This is a genomic window from Arthrobacter sp. 05L421, assembly GCF_056397785.1.
In genome coordinates this window covers 193,916-211,879 of the sequence record NZ_JBFTOC010000008.1, presented here as the reverse complement: position 1 = coordinate 211,879, position 17,964 = coordinate 193,916, and the positions used below count along the sequence as shown (strand labels likewise).

The window sequence follows — 17,964 nt, the reverse complement described above, 5'->3', positions numbered from 1 at the left end:
TGCCGGCCGCCTACGTGTTCGCCGGCGTGAGGACGCCGGCGCCGGACAGCAGGCTGCCGGCTCCGGTGATGGCGGGCTGGTGGCCGAGAGCCTTAAGGATCTCGTACGTGGTGGCGGTGGCGGCGGTGATGACCGGCAGTCCGAGCTCGTCCTCCACTGCCTGGACCGCAGCCAGCGACGGCATCTGGACGCAGGCGGAAAGCACGACGGCGTCCGCGCCTTCGCGCTGCAGGCTGCGGGCAAGGGCGGGCAGGTTCTGCGGATCAAGGCAGCCGACCTCGAGGTTGTCCGCCACCTCGAGGCTGATGGCGTCCAGTACGGTGATGCCGGAGCCCTCGATGTAGTCCACCACCATCTTGGTGAGCGGCTTCATGTAGGGGGTGATCATGGCCACCTTAAGCGCCCCGATTTCCTGCAGGGTGCGGACCAGGGCGCCGGCGCTGCTGGTGACGGGGGCAGGGTGCCCGTTGCCGGCGGCGGCGTCAGCGATGACTTTCTCCGAGCCCTCATGGGCTCCCGGACCCTGGGCCATGACGGCGACCAGGCAGGCGTAGGCGATGACGTCCACATCGGCGTCGGAAACTGCCTCGGCGCAGCCAGCTGCCTTACCCACCATGGCCAGTAGCTCTTCCCGGGTGACCTTCTTCATGCCGGCGCGGGCGGAGTGGAAGGTGTAGCTGTGTCCGGTTGCCTCGGCCTGGCGCCGGAACAGCTCGGGCAGCTCCGTCTCCATAGTGGTGTTGGAGCTGGGGACGATCAGTCCAACCCTGGAGGAGCCCGGGCGCTTGGGCTCCGGAGCGGTTTCGCAGGTGGCTTCGGGGATGCTCATGGTTTCTCCACGTCGTTGTGCTTTGGGGGCTTCGGAAAAACCCACTAGGTGGGTTCGGCTCCCATGATGTGGGTCACGTGAGTAGAATGTCAAATGGGTCACGTTCCGGGGCCCGCTTCCGACTTACTAGGCTGGAGGCTGCTAGCGGAAAAGTAATGAAGGGACGTTGAAACTGTGGCGACGGAGACGGGCGCCGGGGCCTCACCCCTGCTTGTGCTGCACAAGGTGGCGGAGATCCTGGACTGTTTTTCGGTCGAGGCTCCGGAACCGACATTGCAGCAGATCATCCGGAAGACGGGCCTGCCGTCCAGCACCTGCCAGCGGCTTGTGCAAAACATGCTGCGGGAAGGGTTCCTGGACCGCGACGGCGACCGGTACCGGATCGGCATCGGTCTGGTCCGCTGGGCTACCCCGGGAACGTTCGGGCTGGACGTGGTCCGACTGGTGAAGCCTGTCTTGCAGCAACTGCGCGACGAGACCGGTGAAACTGCCTGCCTGTATGTCCGGGACGGTGCGTTCCGGACCATAGTTGCCGTAGCGGAGACGCGCCACGTGGTGATGCGGCCGTTCATGGTGGGCATGGTTATGCCCCTGCATGCGGGAGCCCCGGGCAAGATTTTCTTGGCGTTCGACCCCGAGTCGTGGGGCGCCCTGGACGAACACGGACTGGACCGCTTTACCCCCGCCACGCCGGCCTCTTTGGAGCTGCTCCGGCAGCAGGCGGCGGTGGCGCGGGAGCAGGGATATTATGCGGCTTTCGGGGAACGGAACGAAGACGTGGGTTCCATCAGCGCACCCGTGTTCGACCACGCGGGGCGGCTCGCCTGCGCAGTAGGCCTGGGATTCCCGACCCAGCGGATTGGGCCCGCCGACGTGGAGCGGCTGGGGCCCATGGTGGCCCGCGCGGGCCTGGAAGCAAGCCGCGCGCTTGGGTATGACGGCAGTCAATCAGCAGGTTGATGTCGGTTACCGGTCAGCACTTCGCGGACGAGCCCGGTAGGCACATCTGGGAGCCGCGCCGCCGGCCATGATGCCGGGAAGCCCGCAGCCGGGCGCTGGCTCACCTCATGATAGCGACGGCTACAGACCCGACCGCCGGTTCAGGACCCACCCCACCGGATCAACTCCGGCTCGAGGCGAACCCAAGTTCCTCATGCGTCCTGGCAGAGTGCCTAGCAACCACACTCGCCTCAGCATTTAGCATCCGAAGACAGCCTTGGACCCTGTGGGTTCGCTGCCATACAACTGCGATGCCTCACCAGCGTCGATGGCCCTCGACGAAACGGAGCCCAACTACCGGCGGATCCAGCTCGACGGCGAAGCCTGCCCGCTCGTGGCGGCCCACGGGGAACGCCCGGAGGAGTTTTCGCTGTTCACCTCGCGCTGGGGCGTGCTGGCCGACGGCGGGAAGCTTCCCTTCCTCGACCAGCCTGCCCTCTTCGGGCTCCTCGCCGGCAGCGGCACCGGGGATCGCCTGGAGGAGGGGAAGTCCGTATTCGACGCGCCGCCGGAGCTCGTTGCCGAGCAACTCGCGATCCCCTCGGTCCAGGCATGGGCCAGGGAATGGTTCAGCTCGGCCGGCCTCGCCGCACCCGTGGACTTCGACGGGCCTTGCACGGGGTAGCCGCCCCTCTGGGACGTCGCCTTCACCGGGCGCCGATGTTCCCGGCGATGTGCTGCGCAATGTACTCGGCATCGCGGCCCACGCCCGCCACGATGGACGAGCCGTGCCCGGTCAGCCACGGCAACCCGACGGCGTACGACGGCGTACACGCCCGGGTGTTCGGTGACGCCGCGGGAGTGCCGGGGGTAGTTCCATTCGTCCAGCACCGGGATGTACAAGATGCTGAAATCCAGCCGGTAGCCCGTGGCCCAGAGGACCGACGTGACGTTGGCGGCCTCGAGATTCAGCCGCGCCGCCTCCGAGGGAAGCCAGTCGTCCTTACGCGGCGGCTCCGGCTCCGGTGCCGACATGCCCGTGGCGGCAATGTAGCTGTCGAACATCGGCTTCATCCGCTGGTAGAACGCCGCCTCCACCAGGCCCAGGCGTTCCGGAAGGTCATCACTGAAGACAAGATCGCCGTCGTCGGCCGCTTCCAAATGGCCGTGCAGCCGGACGCCGCGCCGGCCGAGGTCCCGCAGGTGGATGTCGTGGCCGCCGTCGGCGCCGGACACCAGCGGGTTGCAGGCGAACCTCGCCGCGGGGGAGGGCAACTGCCCCACGGTGAGGCCGTTCAGTCCGAAGTCGGGGCCGAATTGTGCAAGCTGCATCATCCAATAGAGGAGGTCCTGGCCGCGGTACCGGCGCGGTGCTTCCGGGCACGTGGACACCGCCAAGTGGATTTCGCGGCCGACGGCGAGCAGTTCCTCGGCGATCTGGCCGCCGGACTGGCCGGTGCCAACGATGAGCACGGCACCGTCGGGCAGTTGGCCCGGGTTGCGGTAGCTGTCGGTGTGAAGTTGCAGGATGTGGCCGGGGAGTTGCGCCGACAGTGCGGGGATTTTCGGCCTCTGGTAGCCGCCGGTGGCGAGCACCAGGTTCCTGGCCCGCCATTCGCCCTGGGTTGTGGCCACATTGAAGCCGCCGCCCTCCGCGGGCGCGATTCGCGTGACATCCGCACCCGTTCGGACAGGAGCGTCGATGCGCTCCGCATAGTGCCGGAAATGCTCGATGAGGTCATTTCGAAGCAAGAATGCTTCCGGGGCGGGGCCGTCATACGGCATGCCGGGCAGCGCGAGCGAGAAGTTCGGCGTGTTCAGGCAAAACGCGTCCCACCGGTCCTGCCACGCCCCGCCCAGCGTTTCGCGCCGTTCCAGCAACTGATGTTCGACGCCTTGTTGGGTGAGCCAATAGCTGGTGGCCAGGCCAGCCTGCCCGGCCCCGACAATCAGGGTGTTGAAGCTGTGCGGAGCCGCATGTCGGGCGGTTGCTTCGGTCGCCGTCGGGGTCTCCATGGTTCTCCTCCCGTAGCGAAGGGACAGGGATGGATTTGTTGGCAGGATATGCCCGCAGCGCCGCCGCGTACAGGTGCCCGACGACGGCGTGGGGCCGCTCCGCTGCGGGCGGCAGCCGTCGCAAACCTGCGCCGCCACCCACGGCATCAAGCCCCTGCAACGAGAACCTCGGTGTCGGGACGATGTTGGACAAGGGCAGAAGCTGTCACGACAAGTACGACTAGACATGGCGCCCTTAGCCTTGCCGAACTTTCGAACACCGGGGTACGCTCTGATGCCTCGGCCGTGTTCGGCCTGCAAATTGTACGCAGCCCACTCTGGGGGGTGGGCAGTCAGGGCATGACCCGTACGGTTATCGGCGCGCGTTCTCCTCCGATGCTTGGTGGCGCGCCATCAATGAAGAAGCCCAGCTTCTTACTCGATGGAGAAAAATCATGAACAAGACGATGCGGCGCCTTGCGCCTGCTGCGATGCTTACGGCCCTGATGCTCGCGGGAGCACAACCGGCTTCCGCCGCCGACTTTCCGACCTCCGACCCCGTTCCTGGCTGCCCAGGGTTTGACATCACCGTGAGCGGCACCAAAGGCGACCAGAGGGTGAAGGTGACCCGGGAGAAGAACGGTTTCATACGCACGGTTGCAGGCGGGAACGGCTTCATCCTGACCTTTACCAACGTGAAAACAGGCAAGGCCATCACGGTGCCCACGAACGGATCCGTGACACACACATTGGCGCCGAAGCCCCCCGCCACCGGAACGACCACGTTCACCCTGACGGGTCAAAATGTGTTTATTTTCTTCCCGACAGATACGGGTGGTACCCGCACGATTCTCTACACCGGTAGGGCTGTGATCACGAACGACGCGAACGGAAAGTCCACATTCCAAAGCGCCTCAGGAAAGCAGAGGAATCTGTGCGACTCCCTGGCCTAGGGCGTTTAACTGCTCTGTACGCCTGAAGACGGGGATGACCAGCAAGCTCAAGGCGTTTTGCTCCGACGTGGTCGCCTCCTCGGAGTGATAGGGGTTGTGGTTGCAGGCTGCCGCCGCACTGGTGGCAGCCTGCAACTGCGACAGGCAGGGCGACGGCAAATACCGCGGGCCCCTGGGTGGTGTTACATGTAACATTGACTCATGAGCGTCAGAGATCGTGTAGCACGGCACCGAGCTGCCATGCGGGAGCGGGGCTTCCGGCAGATTCAGATGTGGGTTCCGGATACGCGGACAGAGGAGTTTAGGCGTGAGGCCCGGCGGCAAGCGCTGGCAGTCGCGGCCTCCGACCATGCCAGCGACGACCAAGACTTCATCGAACAGATTGCGGAAGACTGGCCTGAGTGAATCGCGGTGAACTGTGGACGGTTTCGGGGGGAACATATGCGCAGAAACCCAGGCCAGCACTCATCATCCAGGATGACCTGTTTGCGACCTCGGAGTCAGTCACCCTTCTGCCGCTCACGACTCACTTGACGGATGCCCCGTTGCTGAGGCTGACTGTTGACCCCGGACAGCTCACGGGCTTGAAGCAACCCAGCCAGATCATGGTGGACAAGCTCACAACAGTGCGGCGTGCCAACCTCGGGGAGCGGATAGGCCGAATCGATTCCAAGACCATGGTTGCCGTTGAACAGTCCCTTGCCGTCTTTCTTGGGCTGGGGAATTGAATGGCTCAGCCCCTGAGCCATTCCAGAGCCGAGTCCCAGCGGATCAGTTCCTGTTCGAGGCGGACGGCTGGTCCGTAGTTGTCATTGCCAAGCGCCTGGTACAGCGCGGCTTCGTCGGTGGTCAACCGGGTCAGTGCAGCCCTCGACGGCGACGGCTCCCTGCCCCAGGCATCCCGGTGGGCGAGGAACGTTGCCTCATCCATCAGCACGCTGGCCACGAGCCTGGCGCGGAAACTTGTCCTCGCCGTAGGCATCCCGCAGGCCGAACAGCACATCGTCCAGGCTGTCGATGAGCTGCTGGCGGCCAAGGTTGCGCTGGTTGGGGCCGGTGAAGGCGGCCATGAAAAAAGAGACGGCGAGCGGCCCGTTCTGTGCGCGCAGCAGAGACCAGCCTGCATGGCTTTCACGCAGGGCGCTGATTGCGTAGTAGTCCATCCGGTCCTCGTGGTGTCGCCCGTCTCACATCCTCTGTTCACTCTAGAGGGCGCCGCGGACATTTTCTGTGGAGGAGAAGTCACCACGACCCGCAACGGGCGCCGGCAGATGAGACGGAACGTACCTTCGCTGGCGCCACGGCAGGCGGTGCTCGTCCAATCGCGGTGTTAGCCGAGGGTGTTCTGGTTCAGGGCGGACTGCCCTATCTTTTCCTATGGCCATGGGCAAGTCTTTTTCGTATGGCCATGGGCAGCAACGGCGCTCTGACCCCGACAGGAATTTCTACTCAGAAGGAGTGGGAACGGTCATGAATCGACGAACCAAAATCCTCTTTGGTGTGATCGCCTTGGTGCTGGTTGTCGGCGGGGTGACATTGTTTGTCTTCGACAACGCAAACAAGAGCAAGGCCGCGGACTACAACCCGCAGATCAACCCAGCAGATTTCACCACTGAAATCACCAACAAGTACTTCGCCCTCCCGGTCGGCAAAAAACTGACGTACGAGACCATGCAGCACGGAAAAGTCACCGAGAGGATCGAGATCGAAATCCTGCCGGAGACCGTGAACATAGCGGGTGTTGAGACTGTGGTCTATCTGGATAAGGAGTACAAGAACGGGCAGCTGGTAGAGGAAACCCGGGATTACCTGGCGCAACACAAAAACGGCGACGTCTGGTATTTCGGCGAGGACGTGGACAACTACCTAAATGGGATATTGGTGCACCACGCAGGTAGCTTTCGCCATGGAAAGGACGGGGCTAAAGCCGGCATCTGGATGAAGGCGGAGCAGCGGCCTGGCGACTCCTACAGGCAGGAATTTTACGTTGGTCACGCGGAAGACATGCGGGACACCGTAGCTACCGGCGAGACCGTCTCCACCAAGTCCGGCACCTACACCGATTGCGTCAAGGTCGACGACTGGACGCCGCTGGAAAAGAACTCTCGGGAGTATAAGTATCACTGCCCCCAGATCGGTGCGCTGGCCCTTACCGAGGACCTGGAAACCGGCAGCCGGTCAGAACTCGTGAACGTTGTCCTGCCCTAGCCTTCTACCTTTTTCGGCCAGGGCTTAGAAACCTTCGGCTCCTTGGGCGGCAGTCCGGCCACATACGAATAAGCCTTCTCCACCCAGGCCTTGGCCCGCGCCTCATCGCCGGAGCCCTCGGCGTTCCAGACCTCCGGCAGTCCGGTGTAGCCACCCATGGGGCGCTCCGGCGGCCCGAACGGAACGGTCCGCTCACTGCCTTCCAGTAGCTCCTTGTCCGCCTCGGCCAGCTTCACGCCGATGGTGGGGCCGAAGAGGCCGGCGAACATGTTCCCGTGCACGAACGCCCCGAGGTTTCCGAACATCGGCTTGATGACCACCTCGGGATGGTCCGGGAGCACCGAGCGGAAGTGCTCCTTGTCGGCGTCGGACGCTTTCGGCATTTCCATGGGTCTTCCTCCGGTAACTGACGGGCACGGCCTGGTCTTCCTGCAGGATATGCCTGCGGCCGGGCGCGGCCCAGGCGAGGCGCGCGGACGGCCGGCGCGGTGCCGGGCGGACGGCCGCGGACGATGGCCCGACGGGGCCGTGGTAATTGGTGTCCGGAATCTCCTGTATGGTTGATCCTGTTGTTGTGTTTATGCAGTTCGTAGTTCAGGCAGTACGCATGGTCGAAAGCCCATGTTCTTCTGAAGCAGCGGTTTTGAGCACCCCAAACAGGAGGACCCGAAAGTCGGGACAGTTCCTCCACCTTCACGAAGGACAAAAATAATGGCTACTGGTACCGTCAAATGGTTTAACGCTGAAAAGGGCTTCGGCTTCATTTCCCCCGATGACTCCTCACAGGACGTTTTCGCACACTACTCTGCGATCAACTCCTCCGGCTTCCGCTCCCTCGAAGAGAACCAGAAGGTCTCCTTCGAAACCGAGCAGGGCCCCAAGGGTCCCCAGGCCACCAACATCCAGGCTATCTAATTTCCTTAGATACCCGGGACCGTTAGGTTTCTAGCAGGGCCCGTCTTCGGACGGGCCCTGCTTTTGTTTAAGTCCACAGATCATCTCGTTGCCATCGGACGGTGTTAACGCCCCCGTCCCCGCCGGTTCACCCGGGCCGTCAAGGCTGGCTGCATGACTTCCTTCACCCGCCGCAATGTCCTCAAAGGTGCCCTCGCCGCCACGGCCGCGGCCGCCGTCGTCCCTGCTCAGGCAAGCACAGCCCAAGCAAGCGCCCGGCCCTCCGCCATCCCGCTGGTCCGGAACCGACTGACCCTTCCGTCCGGCATCGCCACCGGCGACGTCACCAGCGGCTCCGGCGTGCTGTGGTCCCGCGCGTCGGGCCCGGGACGGCTGGTGGCGAGCCTGCTTGCGGTCGACGACGGCGGGTCCCCGCTCCGCGGCGGCCGCGCCTTCCAGCGCGTGCTGCGGGGGAGCGCCGCAACGGCGGACACGGACTTCACCGCCCGGATCGACGCCGACCACCTGCCCGCCGGGACACACTTCGCCGTCAGCATGTACTTCGAGGACGCCGAAGGCAACGCCGGCGAAACCGTGCAGGGCTCCTTCAGCACCGCCTCCGGCAGGGGCCTGCTCAGCAGCGGGCGCCACTCCCGCGGCCAGAGCTTCGTCTGGTCGGGAGACACCGCCGGCCAGGGCTGGGGCATCAACGAGGACATCGGTGGCATGCGCGGCTACGCTGCCATGCACGCCACCCGGCCGGACTTCTTCATCCACTCCGGCGATACCATTTACGCCGACGGGCCCATCACCGCCCAAGTCACCGAGCCGGACGGGCAGATCTGGCGCAACCTCGTCACCGAGGAGGTCGCCAAGGTGGCCGAGACGCTCAACGAGTACCGTGGCCGGCACCGCTACAACATGATGGACAAGAACGTCCGGGCGCTCTACGCCGAGGTGCCCGTGATTGCGCAATGGGACGACCACGAAACCCACAACAACTGGTACCCGGGCCAGATCCTCACCGACAGCCGCTACACCGAACGCCGCGTGGACGTCCTCGCCGCCCGCGGCCGCCGGGCCTGGCAGGAATACCAGCCCATCGCCGGCCTCGGCAACCGCTTCACCGCGCGCAGCACCGGCTTCGAACCCGCCCGCATTTACCGCAAGATTGCCCGCGGACCGCAGCTGGACATCTTCTGCCTGGACATGCGCAGCTTCAAGGACCCCAACACGGACGGCAAGGAACCGCAGCTGATGCACATCCTCGGCCAGGAACAGGCCGACTGGCTGATCAAGGAGGTCAGCAAGTCCAAGGCCACCTGGAAGGTCATCGCCAACGACCTGCCGCTCGGTGTGGTCGTCCCGGACGGGCCCGTCAACCAGGAATCGCTGTCCAACCGCGACGCCGGCGCCCCCTTGGGCAAGGAACTCGAGATCGCCGGAGTACTTTCCGCGTTCAAGCGCAATCGTGTTAAAAACGTTGTCTGGCTCACGGCCGACGTGCACTACTGCGCCGCCCACCATTACGCGCCCGAGCGGGCGGCCTTCACCGACTTCGACCCCTTCTGGGAATTCGTGGCCGGGCCCATCAACGCCGGCACTTTCGGGCCCAACGCCCTGGACGGCACCTTCGGACCCGAGGTCGCCTTCTTCAAGGCCGGCGCCTACGCCAACGAATCCCCACGCAGCGGCGAAAGCCAGTACTTCGGCCACGTGGACCTGGGCGAGGACGACCTCTTCACCGTGAGCCTCCGCAACGCCAACGGCACCGTGCTTTGGAGCAAGGAACTGCAGCCGGAGCGGTGACGCGCTTTTTGGTCCGCTGGCGCGCCACCGCCGTCGACGTTCAGCTCCCGCGCAGCGGCCACGGACGCCACGGGCCCGCGACATCCCGCAGCCGGATCTCTGCGTCGTGGAGTCGGGTGGCGGAGACTGGGCCGGGTTCGCCGCTCCCGCTTTCCGAGCCGGAGCCGTCGAAGGCGGTGAGGGCGTATTCGATCCACCGCCGGCTGCCCACCGGGTAGCGTTCGGCGTATCCGCCGGCCGCGACCGAGAGCACCAGCCGCTCCATCCGGTCCGCCGTTGTCTCAGCCGTTTCGTCGCATGCGTCGCAGCCGCACACGGGAAACGGGAAGTCGTGCAGCACGCCGGCGTGGACCACGACGCCCGGATAGCCGGTCAGCACAAACGTCAGTGCCGCCGCTCCGGAACGCCGCGGGGTGACCCGGACCGCGTGCAGCACGTCCCGGACGTCGATCAGCAGGTCCCTGGCATGGGCCGGATCCTCATGGACCTCGACGTCGTACGCGGTAGCCAGATGGTCCATCAGGGCATGCGCGACGACGTGAAGTCCGGCGAAACGCTCGGGGTGGCTGTCCACGCTGTAGGAATCAGGATCGGGCCCCTCAGCGCCCCACTGCCGGCCGTAGGGAATGGGTTCCCCGTCCGCCGAGTAGTAGGTGGTCGTCGGCAGGTCCGGCCGGACATAGCGGGGCTGTCCTGCCGTCGGCGACACCGGAACGGGCTGCATTGCTGGGGACGAATCCACTTCCTCCCGGGCCCAGTCCAAAAGCGCGGAAACGAACCCGCGCAATGATTTCTCGTCCGCACTGCGCACAGCCACCAGCAGACGGTCGACGTCGAACTGCCGCTGCCGGTTTCCCACCGTGGCAGATGCGCCTTCGACGGCGGTCCACTGCGCGTCCGGTCTCAGGCGGGCGATGGCGTTCCCGGCGAAGACGGCCGCCGCGGCACTGAGCGTGCTGTCGTTTTCAAAGTGAGAGCCGAACGTGCGCAGGAACGCAATGAGCCGCTCAGGATCCGAGGCCAGTTCTTCGGCCCGGACTCCTCGGCCGGTGCAGAATTCGATGAACGGGGCATAGCCACCGAGGTGCCTGATCTTGGCCGGTTCGCCGTCCGGCGGTTGATACCGTGCCCTGCCCCGAGGCATTGGCTCAGGCAATCCGGATGGTTGCCCTTCGAACAAGTCCTCGGTTGGCCCCATACCGCGATCCTAGGGCACCGGGACAGCGCGATGGGTGGTTACTCAATTCCGGCGATGAGAGCTGTGCTCGGTGCGCAGTCCTGCGCTGTGCTGAAGTCGTGCCCGGGCTAATCGCCCTGGGGGATGATGATCCACAGCGCGATATAGACGAACTCACCCACGCCGAAAAGGCCGAAGAACATGAACCCGACGCGCACGAATGCCCGCGGGACCTCGAAGCGGTCGGCCAGGGCCGCACACACCCCGGCGAAGACCTTCCCGCGCCGGGGACGAACCAGGGTTGCTGCCATTTCGCCACCCTAGCACCGGGCGTCCGTCCCGTCAGCAGGAAACTTCGCGCTCGCGCAGCGGCGACACAGCGGCGACACAGAAGCGCCACATCCCCACGGCCTAGCCCGTCGTCAGAGCTGACCGCGCCGCGCCAGATACTCATTGAGGGCAGGGTTGTCGATGTCCTTGGCCAGCCACGGGATGGTCTCAGCGGCGGCGGCATCGCCCAGAACCGCCCGGTGCGAGTGCGCCCGGACCACCAGTTCGCGCAGGGCGCCGCGGCTGGCCATGGTGCCCAGCCGGTCGGCGTAGTCCCCGGCGGCGGGCGAGCCGGCGTCGATCGCGACCTCCGCGGCCGTGTCCAGCAGCCGCGCCCGGTACCAGAGGTACCAGGGCGTGGTATCCAGCCCGCGCTTGAGCCAGGACTCGGCCTCGGCCTGGTCATTCAGCGCCATGCTGAGCCTGGCCTTGGCCCCGGCGGCCAGGGTCAGGTAGCAGTGGTCGCCGGCGACGTCGGCCATCACCCACGAGCGGTCGATCAGGGGAGCGGCGTCCTCCAGCTTGCCGGCGGCGAGGAAGGTCTCGCCGCGGAGCCCGGCGACAAAGGGCTCGAACGCCGTCCAGTGCTCGGCCGCGATCAGTTCCTGGGCCCGGTCCAGGCATTCAGCCGCCGGCTCCAAATCCCCGCGCAGCAGATGCACCCGGCCGGTCAGGGCCTGGCTGAACGCCAGCAGACGGCGGCCTCCTGCGGCGGTGGCGAGCCGGCTCGATTCGGCCAGGGCCGCCAGCGCCTCGCCGTAATGTGCGGTGTCCGAGGCCGCCATGCCCTGGATGGCCAGGATCCTGGACCGTTCGTCGTCGAACCCGTCCGCGGCCCGGGCCGCCTGCTCCAGCCAGCCGGCCGCGCGGTCCGGAATGCCCCGCTGCACGGACAGGTACCCCAGCTCCCGGTACGCGGCCGCCGCCACCCGCGACGCCGGCCGCCCGGTATCGTGCGTTTTTGACAGCGACTCCGGGTCCAGTTCCTCCGACTTCAGCGCCTCTGTTTGTAATGCTCTGTGCAGGAGATCGGCCACCTCCGCGCCGCGTCCGCCGGCCTGATGGATCAGCGCCCCGGACAGCGTGACCAGGGATTCGGCCAGCAGATGGTGGTCACCGGTCCGCTGCGCGAGCTCAGCCGCGAGGCGTAACTGCTCCAGCCCGCGGTCCACCGAGCCTGCCGAAAGCGAGGCCTCGGCGGCATCGAGGTAGGACCGCACCGCGGCCGAGCTGGCCGGCAGCCCGGGCTCAGCCGGGGGCGCCGCGTCGGACAGTGCCCGGCGCACCTCCGCGGGCACGCCGAGCCCGAGCTCCCGGCGGTACAGCTCGCGGCACTTGTCGGCCTGCTCCCGCGCCCGCCGGTACTCGCCCAGGGACACCAGGGCCTTGATCAGCACGGCGTGGCAGTCGGCGTTGAAGGGGTCCAGGTGCAGCGCGCGGGTGGCGAGGTCGACGGCGTCGTCCGCCCTTCCGGCCGCCAGCGCGGCGAGCGAGGCCTCATACAGCAGCGTCAGGACGCAGTTCTCGAGCCGGTGCCGCTGGTCCTCCAGCCAGGATTCGAACACCGGGCAGTCCGCGAAGGCGAGACCCTCCAGGAGTTCGCCGTCGAAGGCGCGGGGGTCGGCGTCTTTGCTCGGGGCCAGGGCTGTAGTCACATCGCAGTGCCAGCCGGCGGGCAACGTGAGCCGCAGCGGGTCGCCGCCGACCGAGTCCGCGCCGAGGGTCCGCCGCAGCTCCGAGAGATTCCAGCGCAGGGCGCCGAGCGGGTCCTCGGCGTCGGGGAACAGGAGCGCTGCCGTCCGCGCACGGCCGGTGCCGCCCGGCTGAAGCGCGAGGTAGGCCAACACAGCCCACGCCTTGCGCCCCCGGGGCTGCCGGGGTGCGGTGCCAGCGGACTCGATCCTGGGCGGACCGAGGAGCCGAATCCAAGTCTCGGCCATATCAGTCATGCTACGCCGCTGGTGGGGGAGCGGGAGGGGCTGTCGGTCAGGGTGCTAGCCGGCGTGCGGCGGGGGAGATCCGGGCACGCGACCGTCGTCGAAACGCACACGATTCCGGGCGAAAAACCCTCACACGGTGGCTCACACGGTGGGCGCGGAAACTGGACTTGTCACCACAAGAGGACCGGAAACCTGAACCACCACCGCAGCCCGAACCCGCACCGATCACTCCGGAACCCGGCCCGAACAAACCTGATCCATCATCCGCCCCAACAACCAACTCCATCACTCGCCCGAGGTGCTTCTCACATGGATTTTGCCGCCATCCTGCTCGCCGGACTCCTGGTTTTCGCAGCCGTCTCCACCGTCGTCGCGGTCTTCCGTGACGGCCGGGGCCACACCCCGCCTGTCCGGTCCACCCGCCCGTGGATGGCCGGCAACCTCCCCAGCGAGCCGTACGCGTCCCTGCGGTCGCTGCGCTGACCGAGTCCCAGCAGCCACACGCCAGCAACCGCACGGGCCTGACCCCCCGCTTCCAGCATTGGAAGTAGGGGTCAGGCCCGACGTCGTGCGGTGCCTTTGTGGAGTTCAGTGCATCGTGGCGGCGTTCTGTGATCGCCTGGTGTCGCTCAACCGGGCGTTGAGTTGTCTTGCATCGCTACCGATTCGAGACGGGAAGGTTTCGAGACACCGAGTTAGCTGGGCACAACGGTGAGCAGCTGCTTCCTAGTAGCGTCGCGCTGAGGGACCCAGTAATCACGGAGAACACGAGGTCCTCAGTGGCCATCAGGCAACTTTGATCTAAGTTCTTCTGCACGGGCAGCGAGGGCCTGACGCTGGTTCCGGGTGAATCTTCTAACCTGCAGGTCGAGGACTACCAGGCTGCCCAACTCTCCCACACCCAACAGGTGACCCACCCGGCGCCTTGCTTCGTCCACGTCCTCTGAATCCTCAATTATCTGGAAGACCTCGTCACGCCGATCCATCGCCTGTACCAGGGCATCGAGGATCATCAATTCATCCCTTACATGCCGCTCATCCTCATCCATGCGGTGATTCTTGCACGACGGAAGTCATTGGGGCATTGCGTCCAGTTGGGGATCCTTCACCAGACGGCTCAGTGAAAACGAGGACCGAAGGCTATGGCATCCATATCATTGCCGTTACGATGGCGCTTTGAGGGACAGGATGCTGCTGATCATGTGCGGGACGACAGAGGTTCCCGCGCCGTGCTAAACCAAAAGCTGGAGACCGACTGACGGAAGGCTGGCGCCATGCGGAAACTGATCTACGGCATGAACCTGACACTGGACGGCTACATCGCCGCGGCCGGCGATGACATCGGCTGGAGCGGGCCGAGCGACGAACTCTTCCAGTGGTGGCTCGACCAGGAGCGGGCGAGCAGCCTGACGCTGTACGGGCGCAAGCTGTGGGAGACCATGAGCTCCTACTGGCCCACTGGCGACCAGCAGCCCAACGCCACCCCGGCGGAGATCGAATTCGCGCGGAACTGGCGGGACACGCCGAAGGTGGTGTTCTCCTCGACGATCGACAAGGTCGACTGGAACACCCGCCTGGTCACCGGCGACGCAATCGCCGAGATCACCCGGCTCAAGGCCGGGGACGGCGGCCCGATGAGCGTCGGTGGCGCAACGCTCGCCGGGGCCGCCATGCGGGCCGGGCTGATCGATGAGTACATGCTGGCCACCCATCCGGTCCTGGTGGGCGGCGGCACGCCGTTCTTCACTGCGCTGGACAGCTGGGTGAACCTGAACCTGGTGGAGACACGGACGTTTCCCGGCGGCGTGGTCCTGACCAGGTTCGAGACGAGGCGCTGAGCGCGATTCCTCTGCACGGTCGGGGAAGTGCACCCACCACCAGCCGCCCCATGGCGGAGCACGCGTTTCACAACGCATAGGTTACGAGGCGCTGGGGTTGCGCGACACCTAACCCGGGGCACCACGCCGATCCGGCCGTCAGTTCTTCGTCTTCAGTTCCTCGGCGAGCATCACGATGATGCCGCTGGGACCGCGGAGGTACGTGAGTTTGTAGACGTCCTCGTAGGTCGCGACGCCGCGTAGCGGCCGGCAGCCGTGCCTCGCGGCGATCTCAAGGGCTTCGTCAATGTCGTCGACCGAGAAGGCGACGCGGTGCATGCCAATCTCGTTGGGACGAGTGGGGCTCGTCTCGATTGCTTCGGGGTGGATGTACTCGAAGAGCTCGAGGCGTCCGTGACCGTCTGGTGTTTGGAGCATCGCAATTTTGGCATGGTTGCCATCAAGGCCCACGGCAGTATCGGTCCACTCACCGCTGACCGTGTCACGGCCGACGACAGTGAGACCGAGGTCAGTGAAAAAGGCGATCGTTGCTTCGAGGTCGCGAACGGCGATGCCGACGTTCTCAAGTTTAATGGCCATGCACCGCACGCTACCGAGTCGGGCCGATTAGCTCTAGTGGGGAGCTGGGACTCAATCGAACAAGTCCCGTGGGCAACCAGGGCAACGGTAGTCCTGGCATGGGCCAAACCCGAGCTGACGGCGGCGAACCCTGATGCGGTCGCCCTCTCAGGACCCGCTTACGTTCTATGCCCTTGAAGGAGCGTGATCCTCGTCAGTTGATGATTTCGCCTCGCTCGTCCGCACGGAGTGCTGCCAGGCGTTCTTTCCACGCCTGTAGCGCCTCGGGCGCCTGTCGTGTCCAGTCGGTGACTTCGCCGACGACCCTGAGCGGGGCACTGCTGCGATATGACCGGGTGGGGTTGCCGGGGAATTTCTTGTCGGTCACGTTCGGGTCGTCCTCGAATGCCCCGGTCGGCTCGACGGCGTAGACGCGCGGGGCGCCCTCACCCGCCGCGAGTTCCGCAGCGAGTCCCGCACCGTTCGGAAGAGCGGTGAAATAGATGTGATTCATCACGACTTCGGGACGGTAGTTCGACCTGAAGCCCGCCCTCAGCAGATCACCGTCCCGGAGGTCGGCTTTCGTGCCGTGAAAAAACGGACCCTCGTCCAGTGGTTCGCTCACAGATACAGCCTAATCCGACGACATCGCCGAACAGCCCCCGCCCCGGCAGACGCCCGATTTACGGGCGATGAGGACGCCATTTATTGCTGCGATAAAGCCGCCATCTATTGCGGCGATTCAGTCCAGTCAGTCCTGATGTTTGTATGCGGCCCGTAAGGGGATCCCTTGGCGGGCACTTGGTCGTGGACAGCCAGCAGATGCCCCGAAGACGAACATCGACCGTGCGTAGGCGCCTAACGGCATCTCGTGGAGTATAGGCTGCATGCCATGATGACCAACCAGCGCCTCAAGCCACTGCTCGAGCAGTACGACTGGGCGACGGAACGACTTCTCACTCGCCTCGCCGGGCCCACCAGCAACTCGGGTGATGACAGCGACGTCGACGTACCGGTACTGACGGACGCCGAGTACCTCTGGGAACCGGTCGACGCGTGCTGGTCCGTACGGAGGCGCGCCGATGGGCCCGGACCGGGCGCCGTCAAGCTCATCGGCGCGGGTGAGTGGGGGCGTGACGGCGCCCCCGAAAGTCCGTGGCCTCCGCCCCTCACGACGATCGCCTGGCGGCTTGACCACATCTCCGAGACGCTGTTGGGCCGATCCAACCACCTCGGGGGCGACCGAACGTTCGATCGGGCGACGTACGAATCACGACCAGATGCAGCCGGCGCTATCGAGAGGTTCCGGCAGGCCGCAGCCGACTGGCGCCGGGTACTACTCAGTGTGGATGAGTCCGACTATGACCGGACCGGGCTAAGCAGCTACCCGTACGGCAGCGATGCCGAGGAGACGTTTCCGTCGATCGTGTGGTGGGAGAACCAGGAGATCCTGCACCACGGAGCCGAGATCGCGCTGCTCCGCGACCTCTACGTTCACCGCGCTCAGTAGCGACGAGCGCGCACCGCGGACAGCGGACAGCTCAGCTGGCGGAGTCTCTACGAAGTCGGAAATTCCATGATTGTGTCCCGGGTCATAGAGAATTTAGCGTCATCTCGTGCACGAGATGATAAAGGGGATTACGTCCGCGTCGATGCATAGGCGCCCGCAAGCCGATCGCTCACCGGACGGTGGCGTTCTGTGCGTCCTCGGCATGATCGGGGTCGGACGAAGCTACGTGAAAGTCCACGACGTCGACGAATGCGTCGGCCGGCATAGCCGGGTAGTGCCGTCGAAGACCTTCGAGGTAGCCCTCGACTGTTCCACCGTTAGAAAGGCGGAGTCGTTCGGGAGTTAGGTCATTAATCCGGTACCGCTGGATCTCAAGGATCTTCCCACGCAGTGGTGGACACTCCGCATCATCCTCGAAATAGAAAATCGCAGGCCCAACTGCAATCCGCTCGTGCCAGCGGACCGAAGAGGTTTTCCGTCCGCTTGCGACCGCGTCATAGTAGCGCCGGTTGAACCGGAACACTCGCTCGGCCTGCGCATCTGGAAAGAAGTATGTGTCCGAAAGGAGCTTGGCGATAGAGCGCATCTGAGGACTAGCAACGGTTGGGACCGCGACAAGAATATCGAGGTGCAGATCGAGCATCACCTGCCGACAGCGGCCACACGGCGAAATGAGGCCACGTCCTCCATCGCCTGCGGCTGCCATCGCGACCAATAGACCAGCTTCGGCGGTTGCGGCAACCCCCAGCGTGACAAGCTCGGCGCAGGGTCCGCCGGTGAAATGATAGACATTCACAGCTGTGTGTATCCGGCCGTTGGTGTCCATGGCGGCGGCCGCCACGGTGTGGTTTGGGTCGTTACCGAGCGATCGAGCCAGCGCCTCGGCCGCCTCGATGACGCGGCGTTCCATTCCCGATGACGCGGCGTTCCATTCCCAAGGGTTCCATGAGTAACAGCATCCCATGAGCCGTGCGACTCGCTAAG

The 17,964-nt window shown here is 65.3% G+C and carries 22 protein-coding genes and 1 pseudogene; 11 read left to right on the top strand and 12 right to left on the bottom strand.

Annotated features, from left to right (window positions below; genetic code table 11):
* Nucleotides 1–10: 10 nt before the first annotated feature.
* A complete protein-coding gene (locus AC1DKQ_RS12075; protein ID WP_476919104.1) occupies nucleotides 11–829 on the bottom strand; it encodes a maleate cis-trans isomerase family protein in 819 nt (272 codons plus the stop codon).
* A 174-nt stretch (nucleotides 830–1,003) separates the two neighbouring features.
* Between AC1DKQ_RS12075 and AC1DKQ_RS12070 the strand changes: the two genes are divergently transcribed.
* Together AC1DKQ_RS12070 and AC1DKQ_RS12065 are read left to right on the top strand one after the other, a co-directional pair.
* Entirely contained in the window at nucleotides 1,004–1,789 is a 786-nt protein-coding gene (locus AC1DKQ_RS12070) for an IclR family transcriptional regulator (RefSeq protein WP_476919103.1), read from the top strand.
* 265 nt (nucleotides 1,790–2,054) lie between these two features.
* Entirely contained in the window at nucleotides 2,055–2,453 is a 399-nt protein-coding gene (locus tag AC1DKQ_RS12065; protein ID WP_476919102.1) for a hypothetical protein, read from the top strand.
* A 22-nt stretch (nucleotides 2,454–2,475) separates the two neighbouring features.
* On the opposite strand, the pseudogene AC1DKQ_RS12060 reads toward AC1DKQ_RS12065, so the two are convergent.
* A pseudogene (locus tag AC1DKQ_RS12060) lies at nucleotides 2,476–3,784 on the bottom strand (flavin-containing monooxygenase).
* Between the two features lie 434 nt (nucleotides 3,785–4,218).
* Between AC1DKQ_RS12060 and AC1DKQ_RS12055 the strand changes: the two are divergent.
* The 3 genes from AC1DKQ_RS12055 (at nucleotide 4,219) to AC1DKQ_RS12045 (ending at nucleotide 5,444) form a co-directional block, all read left to right on the top strand.
* Nucleotides 4,219–4,716 (top strand): hypothetical protein, encoded by a 498-nt coding sequence (locus tag AC1DKQ_RS12055; RefSeq protein ID WP_476919101.1) that lies wholly within the window; start codon nucleotides 4,219–4,221, stop codon nucleotides 4,714–4,716.
* A 201-nt stretch (nucleotides 4,717–4,917) separates the two neighbouring features.
* A complete protein-coding gene (locus AC1DKQ_RS12050) occupies nucleotides 4,918–5,121 on the top strand; it encodes an antitoxin MazE family protein (RefSeq protein WP_091564276.1) in 204 nt (67 codons plus the stop codon).
* The gene (locus AC1DKQ_RS12045; RefSeq protein WP_476919100.1) at nucleotides 5,118–5,444 is read left to right on the top strand and encodes a type II toxin-antitoxin system PemK/MazF family toxin; all 327 of its coding nucleotides are present in this window, start codon (nucleotides 5,118–5,120) and stop codon (nucleotides 5,442–5,444) included. Before AC1DKQ_RS12050 ends, AC1DKQ_RS12045 begins: the two co-directional genes overlap by 4 nt.
* A 5-nt stretch (nucleotides 5,445–5,449) precedes the next feature.
* On the opposite strand, the gene AC1DKQ_RS12040 is transcribed toward AC1DKQ_RS12045, so the two are convergent.
* Both AC1DKQ_RS12040 and AC1DKQ_RS12035 read right to left on the bottom strand, forming a co-directional pair.
* Nucleotides 5,450–5,647 (bottom strand): Wadjet anti-phage system protein JetD domain-containing protein, encoded by a 198-nt coding sequence (locus tag AC1DKQ_RS12040; RefSeq protein WP_476919099.1) that lies wholly within the window; start codon nucleotides 5,645–5,647, stop codon nucleotides 5,450–5,452.
* Entirely contained in the window at nucleotides 5,640–5,879 is a 240-nt protein-coding gene (locus AC1DKQ_RS12035) for a DUF3375 family protein (RefSeq protein ID WP_476919098.1), read from the bottom strand. The genes AC1DKQ_RS12040 and AC1DKQ_RS12035 overlap by 8 nt, the downstream gene beginning before the upstream one ends.
* 307 nt (nucleotides 5,880–6,186) lie before the next feature.
* Here AC1DKQ_RS12035 and AC1DKQ_RS12030 point away from each other — a divergent pair, with 307 nt between their 5' ends.
* Nucleotides 6,187–6,924 carry a hypothetical protein gene (locus AC1DKQ_RS12030; protein WP_476919097.1) on the top strand — a complete coding sequence of 246 codons (738 nt, stop codon included), beginning with the start codon at nucleotides 6,187–6,189 and terminating at the stop codon, nucleotides 6,922–6,924.
* Here the strand turns inward: AC1DKQ_RS12030 and AC1DKQ_RS12025 are convergent.
* Nucleotides 6,921–7,313 carry a TfoX/Sxy family protein gene (locus AC1DKQ_RS12025; RefSeq protein ID WP_476919096.1) on the bottom strand — a complete coding sequence of 131 codons (393 nt, stop codon included), beginning with the start codon at nucleotides 7,311–7,313 and terminating at the stop codon, nucleotides 6,921–6,923. The two genes, AC1DKQ_RS12030 and AC1DKQ_RS12025, sit on opposite strands and share 4 nt — an antisense overlap.
* Nucleotides 7,314–7,635: 322 nt before the next feature.
* On the opposite strand from AC1DKQ_RS12025, the gene AC1DKQ_RS12020 reads away from it, so the two are divergent.
* Together AC1DKQ_RS12020 and AC1DKQ_RS12015 are read left to right on the top strand one after the other, a co-directional pair.
* The gene (locus AC1DKQ_RS12020; protein WP_011690916.1) at nucleotides 7,636–7,839 is read left to right on the top strand and encodes a cold-shock protein; all 204 of its coding nucleotides are present in this window, start codon (nucleotides 7,636–7,638) and stop codon (nucleotides 7,837–7,839) included.
* Between the two features lie 153 nt (nucleotides 7,840–7,992).
* Nucleotides 7,993–9,627: an alkaline phosphatase D family protein gene (locus AC1DKQ_RS12015; RefSeq protein ID WP_476919095.1), complete on the top strand. Its 1,635-nt coding sequence runs from the start codon at nucleotides 7,993–7,995 to the stop codon at nucleotides 9,625–9,627.
* 40 nt (nucleotides 9,628–9,667) lie between these two features.
* Here AC1DKQ_RS12015 and AC1DKQ_RS12010 read toward each other — a convergent pair whose 3' ends face one another.
* The 3 genes from AC1DKQ_RS12010 to AC1DKQ_RS12000 form a co-directional block, all read right to left on the bottom strand.
* On the bottom strand, nucleotides 9,668–10,771 hold the full coding sequence (locus AC1DKQ_RS12010; RefSeq protein WP_476919094.1) for a DUF6226 family protein: 1,104 nt from the start codon (nucleotides 10,769–10,771) through the stop codon (nucleotides 9,668–9,670).
* A gap of 161 nt (nucleotides 10,772–10,932) precedes the next feature.
* Nucleotides 10,933–11,115, bottom strand: a complete 183-nt coding sequence (locus tag AC1DKQ_RS12005; protein WP_377988331.1) for a PspC domain-containing protein — start codon at nucleotides 11,113–11,115, stop codon at nucleotides 10,933–10,935.
* Nucleotides 11,116–11,226: 111 nt separating this feature from the next.
* On the bottom strand, nucleotides 11,227–13,074 hold the full coding sequence (locus AC1DKQ_RS12000) for an AfsR/SARP family transcriptional regulator (protein ID WP_476919093.1): 1,848 nt from the start codon (nucleotides 13,072–13,074) through the stop codon (nucleotides 11,227–11,229).
* A 309-nt stretch (nucleotides 13,075–13,383) separates the two neighbouring features.
* Between AC1DKQ_RS12000 and AC1DKQ_RS11995 the strand changes: the two genes are divergently transcribed.
* Nucleotides 13,384–13,557 carry a hypothetical protein gene (locus tag AC1DKQ_RS11995; protein WP_476919092.1) on the top strand — a complete coding sequence of 58 codons (174 nt, stop codon included), beginning with the start codon at nucleotides 13,384–13,386 and terminating at the stop codon, nucleotides 13,555–13,557.
* Between the two features lie 293 nt (nucleotides 13,558–13,850).
* On the opposite strand, the gene AC1DKQ_RS11990 is transcribed toward AC1DKQ_RS11995, so the two are convergent.
* Nucleotides 13,851–14,123, bottom strand: coding sequence for a DNA gyrase subunit A (locus AC1DKQ_RS11990; RefSeq protein ID WP_476919091.1), 273 nt, complete (start codon nucleotides 14,121–14,123; stop codon nucleotides 13,851–13,853).
* Between the two features lie 225 nt (nucleotides 14,124–14,348).
* On the opposite strand from AC1DKQ_RS11990, the gene AC1DKQ_RS11985 reads away from it, so the two are divergent.
* Nucleotides 14,349–14,912, top strand: coding sequence for a dihydrofolate reductase family protein (locus AC1DKQ_RS11985; protein WP_476919090.1), 564 nt, complete (start codon nucleotides 14,349–14,351; stop codon nucleotides 14,910–14,912).
* A gap of 138 nt (nucleotides 14,913–15,050) precedes the next feature.
* Here the strand turns inward: AC1DKQ_RS11985 and AC1DKQ_RS11980 are convergent, their stop codons facing one another.
* Complete coding sequence (locus tag AC1DKQ_RS11980) at nucleotides 15,051–15,491, bottom strand: VOC family protein (protein ID WP_476919089.1); 441 nt, start codon at nucleotides 15,489–15,491, stop codon at nucleotides 15,051–15,053.
* 193 nt (nucleotides 15,492–15,684) lie between these two features.
* Complete coding sequence (gene arr / locus AC1DKQ_RS11975; protein WP_476886060.1) at nucleotides 15,685–16,095, bottom strand: NAD(+)--rifampin ADP-ribosyltransferase; 411 nt, start codon at nucleotides 16,093–16,095, stop codon at nucleotides 15,685–15,687.
* A 267-nt stretch (nucleotides 16,096–16,362) separates the two neighbouring features.
* On the opposite strand from arr, the gene AC1DKQ_RS11970 reads away from it, so the two are divergent.
* Nucleotides 16,363–16,980 carry a DinB family protein gene (locus AC1DKQ_RS11970; RefSeq protein WP_476919088.1) on the top strand — a complete coding sequence of 206 codons (618 nt, stop codon included), beginning with the start codon at nucleotides 16,363–16,365 and terminating at the stop codon, nucleotides 16,978–16,980.
* Between the two features lie 169 nt (nucleotides 16,981–17,149).
* Here the strand turns inward: AC1DKQ_RS11970 and AC1DKQ_RS11965 are convergent, their stop codons facing one another.
* On the bottom strand, nucleotides 17,150–17,890 hold the full coding sequence (locus AC1DKQ_RS11965) for a hypothetical protein (RefSeq protein ID WP_476919087.1): 741 nt from the start codon (nucleotides 17,888–17,890) through the stop codon (nucleotides 17,150–17,152).
* Nucleotides 17,891–17,964: the final 74 nt, after the last annotated feature.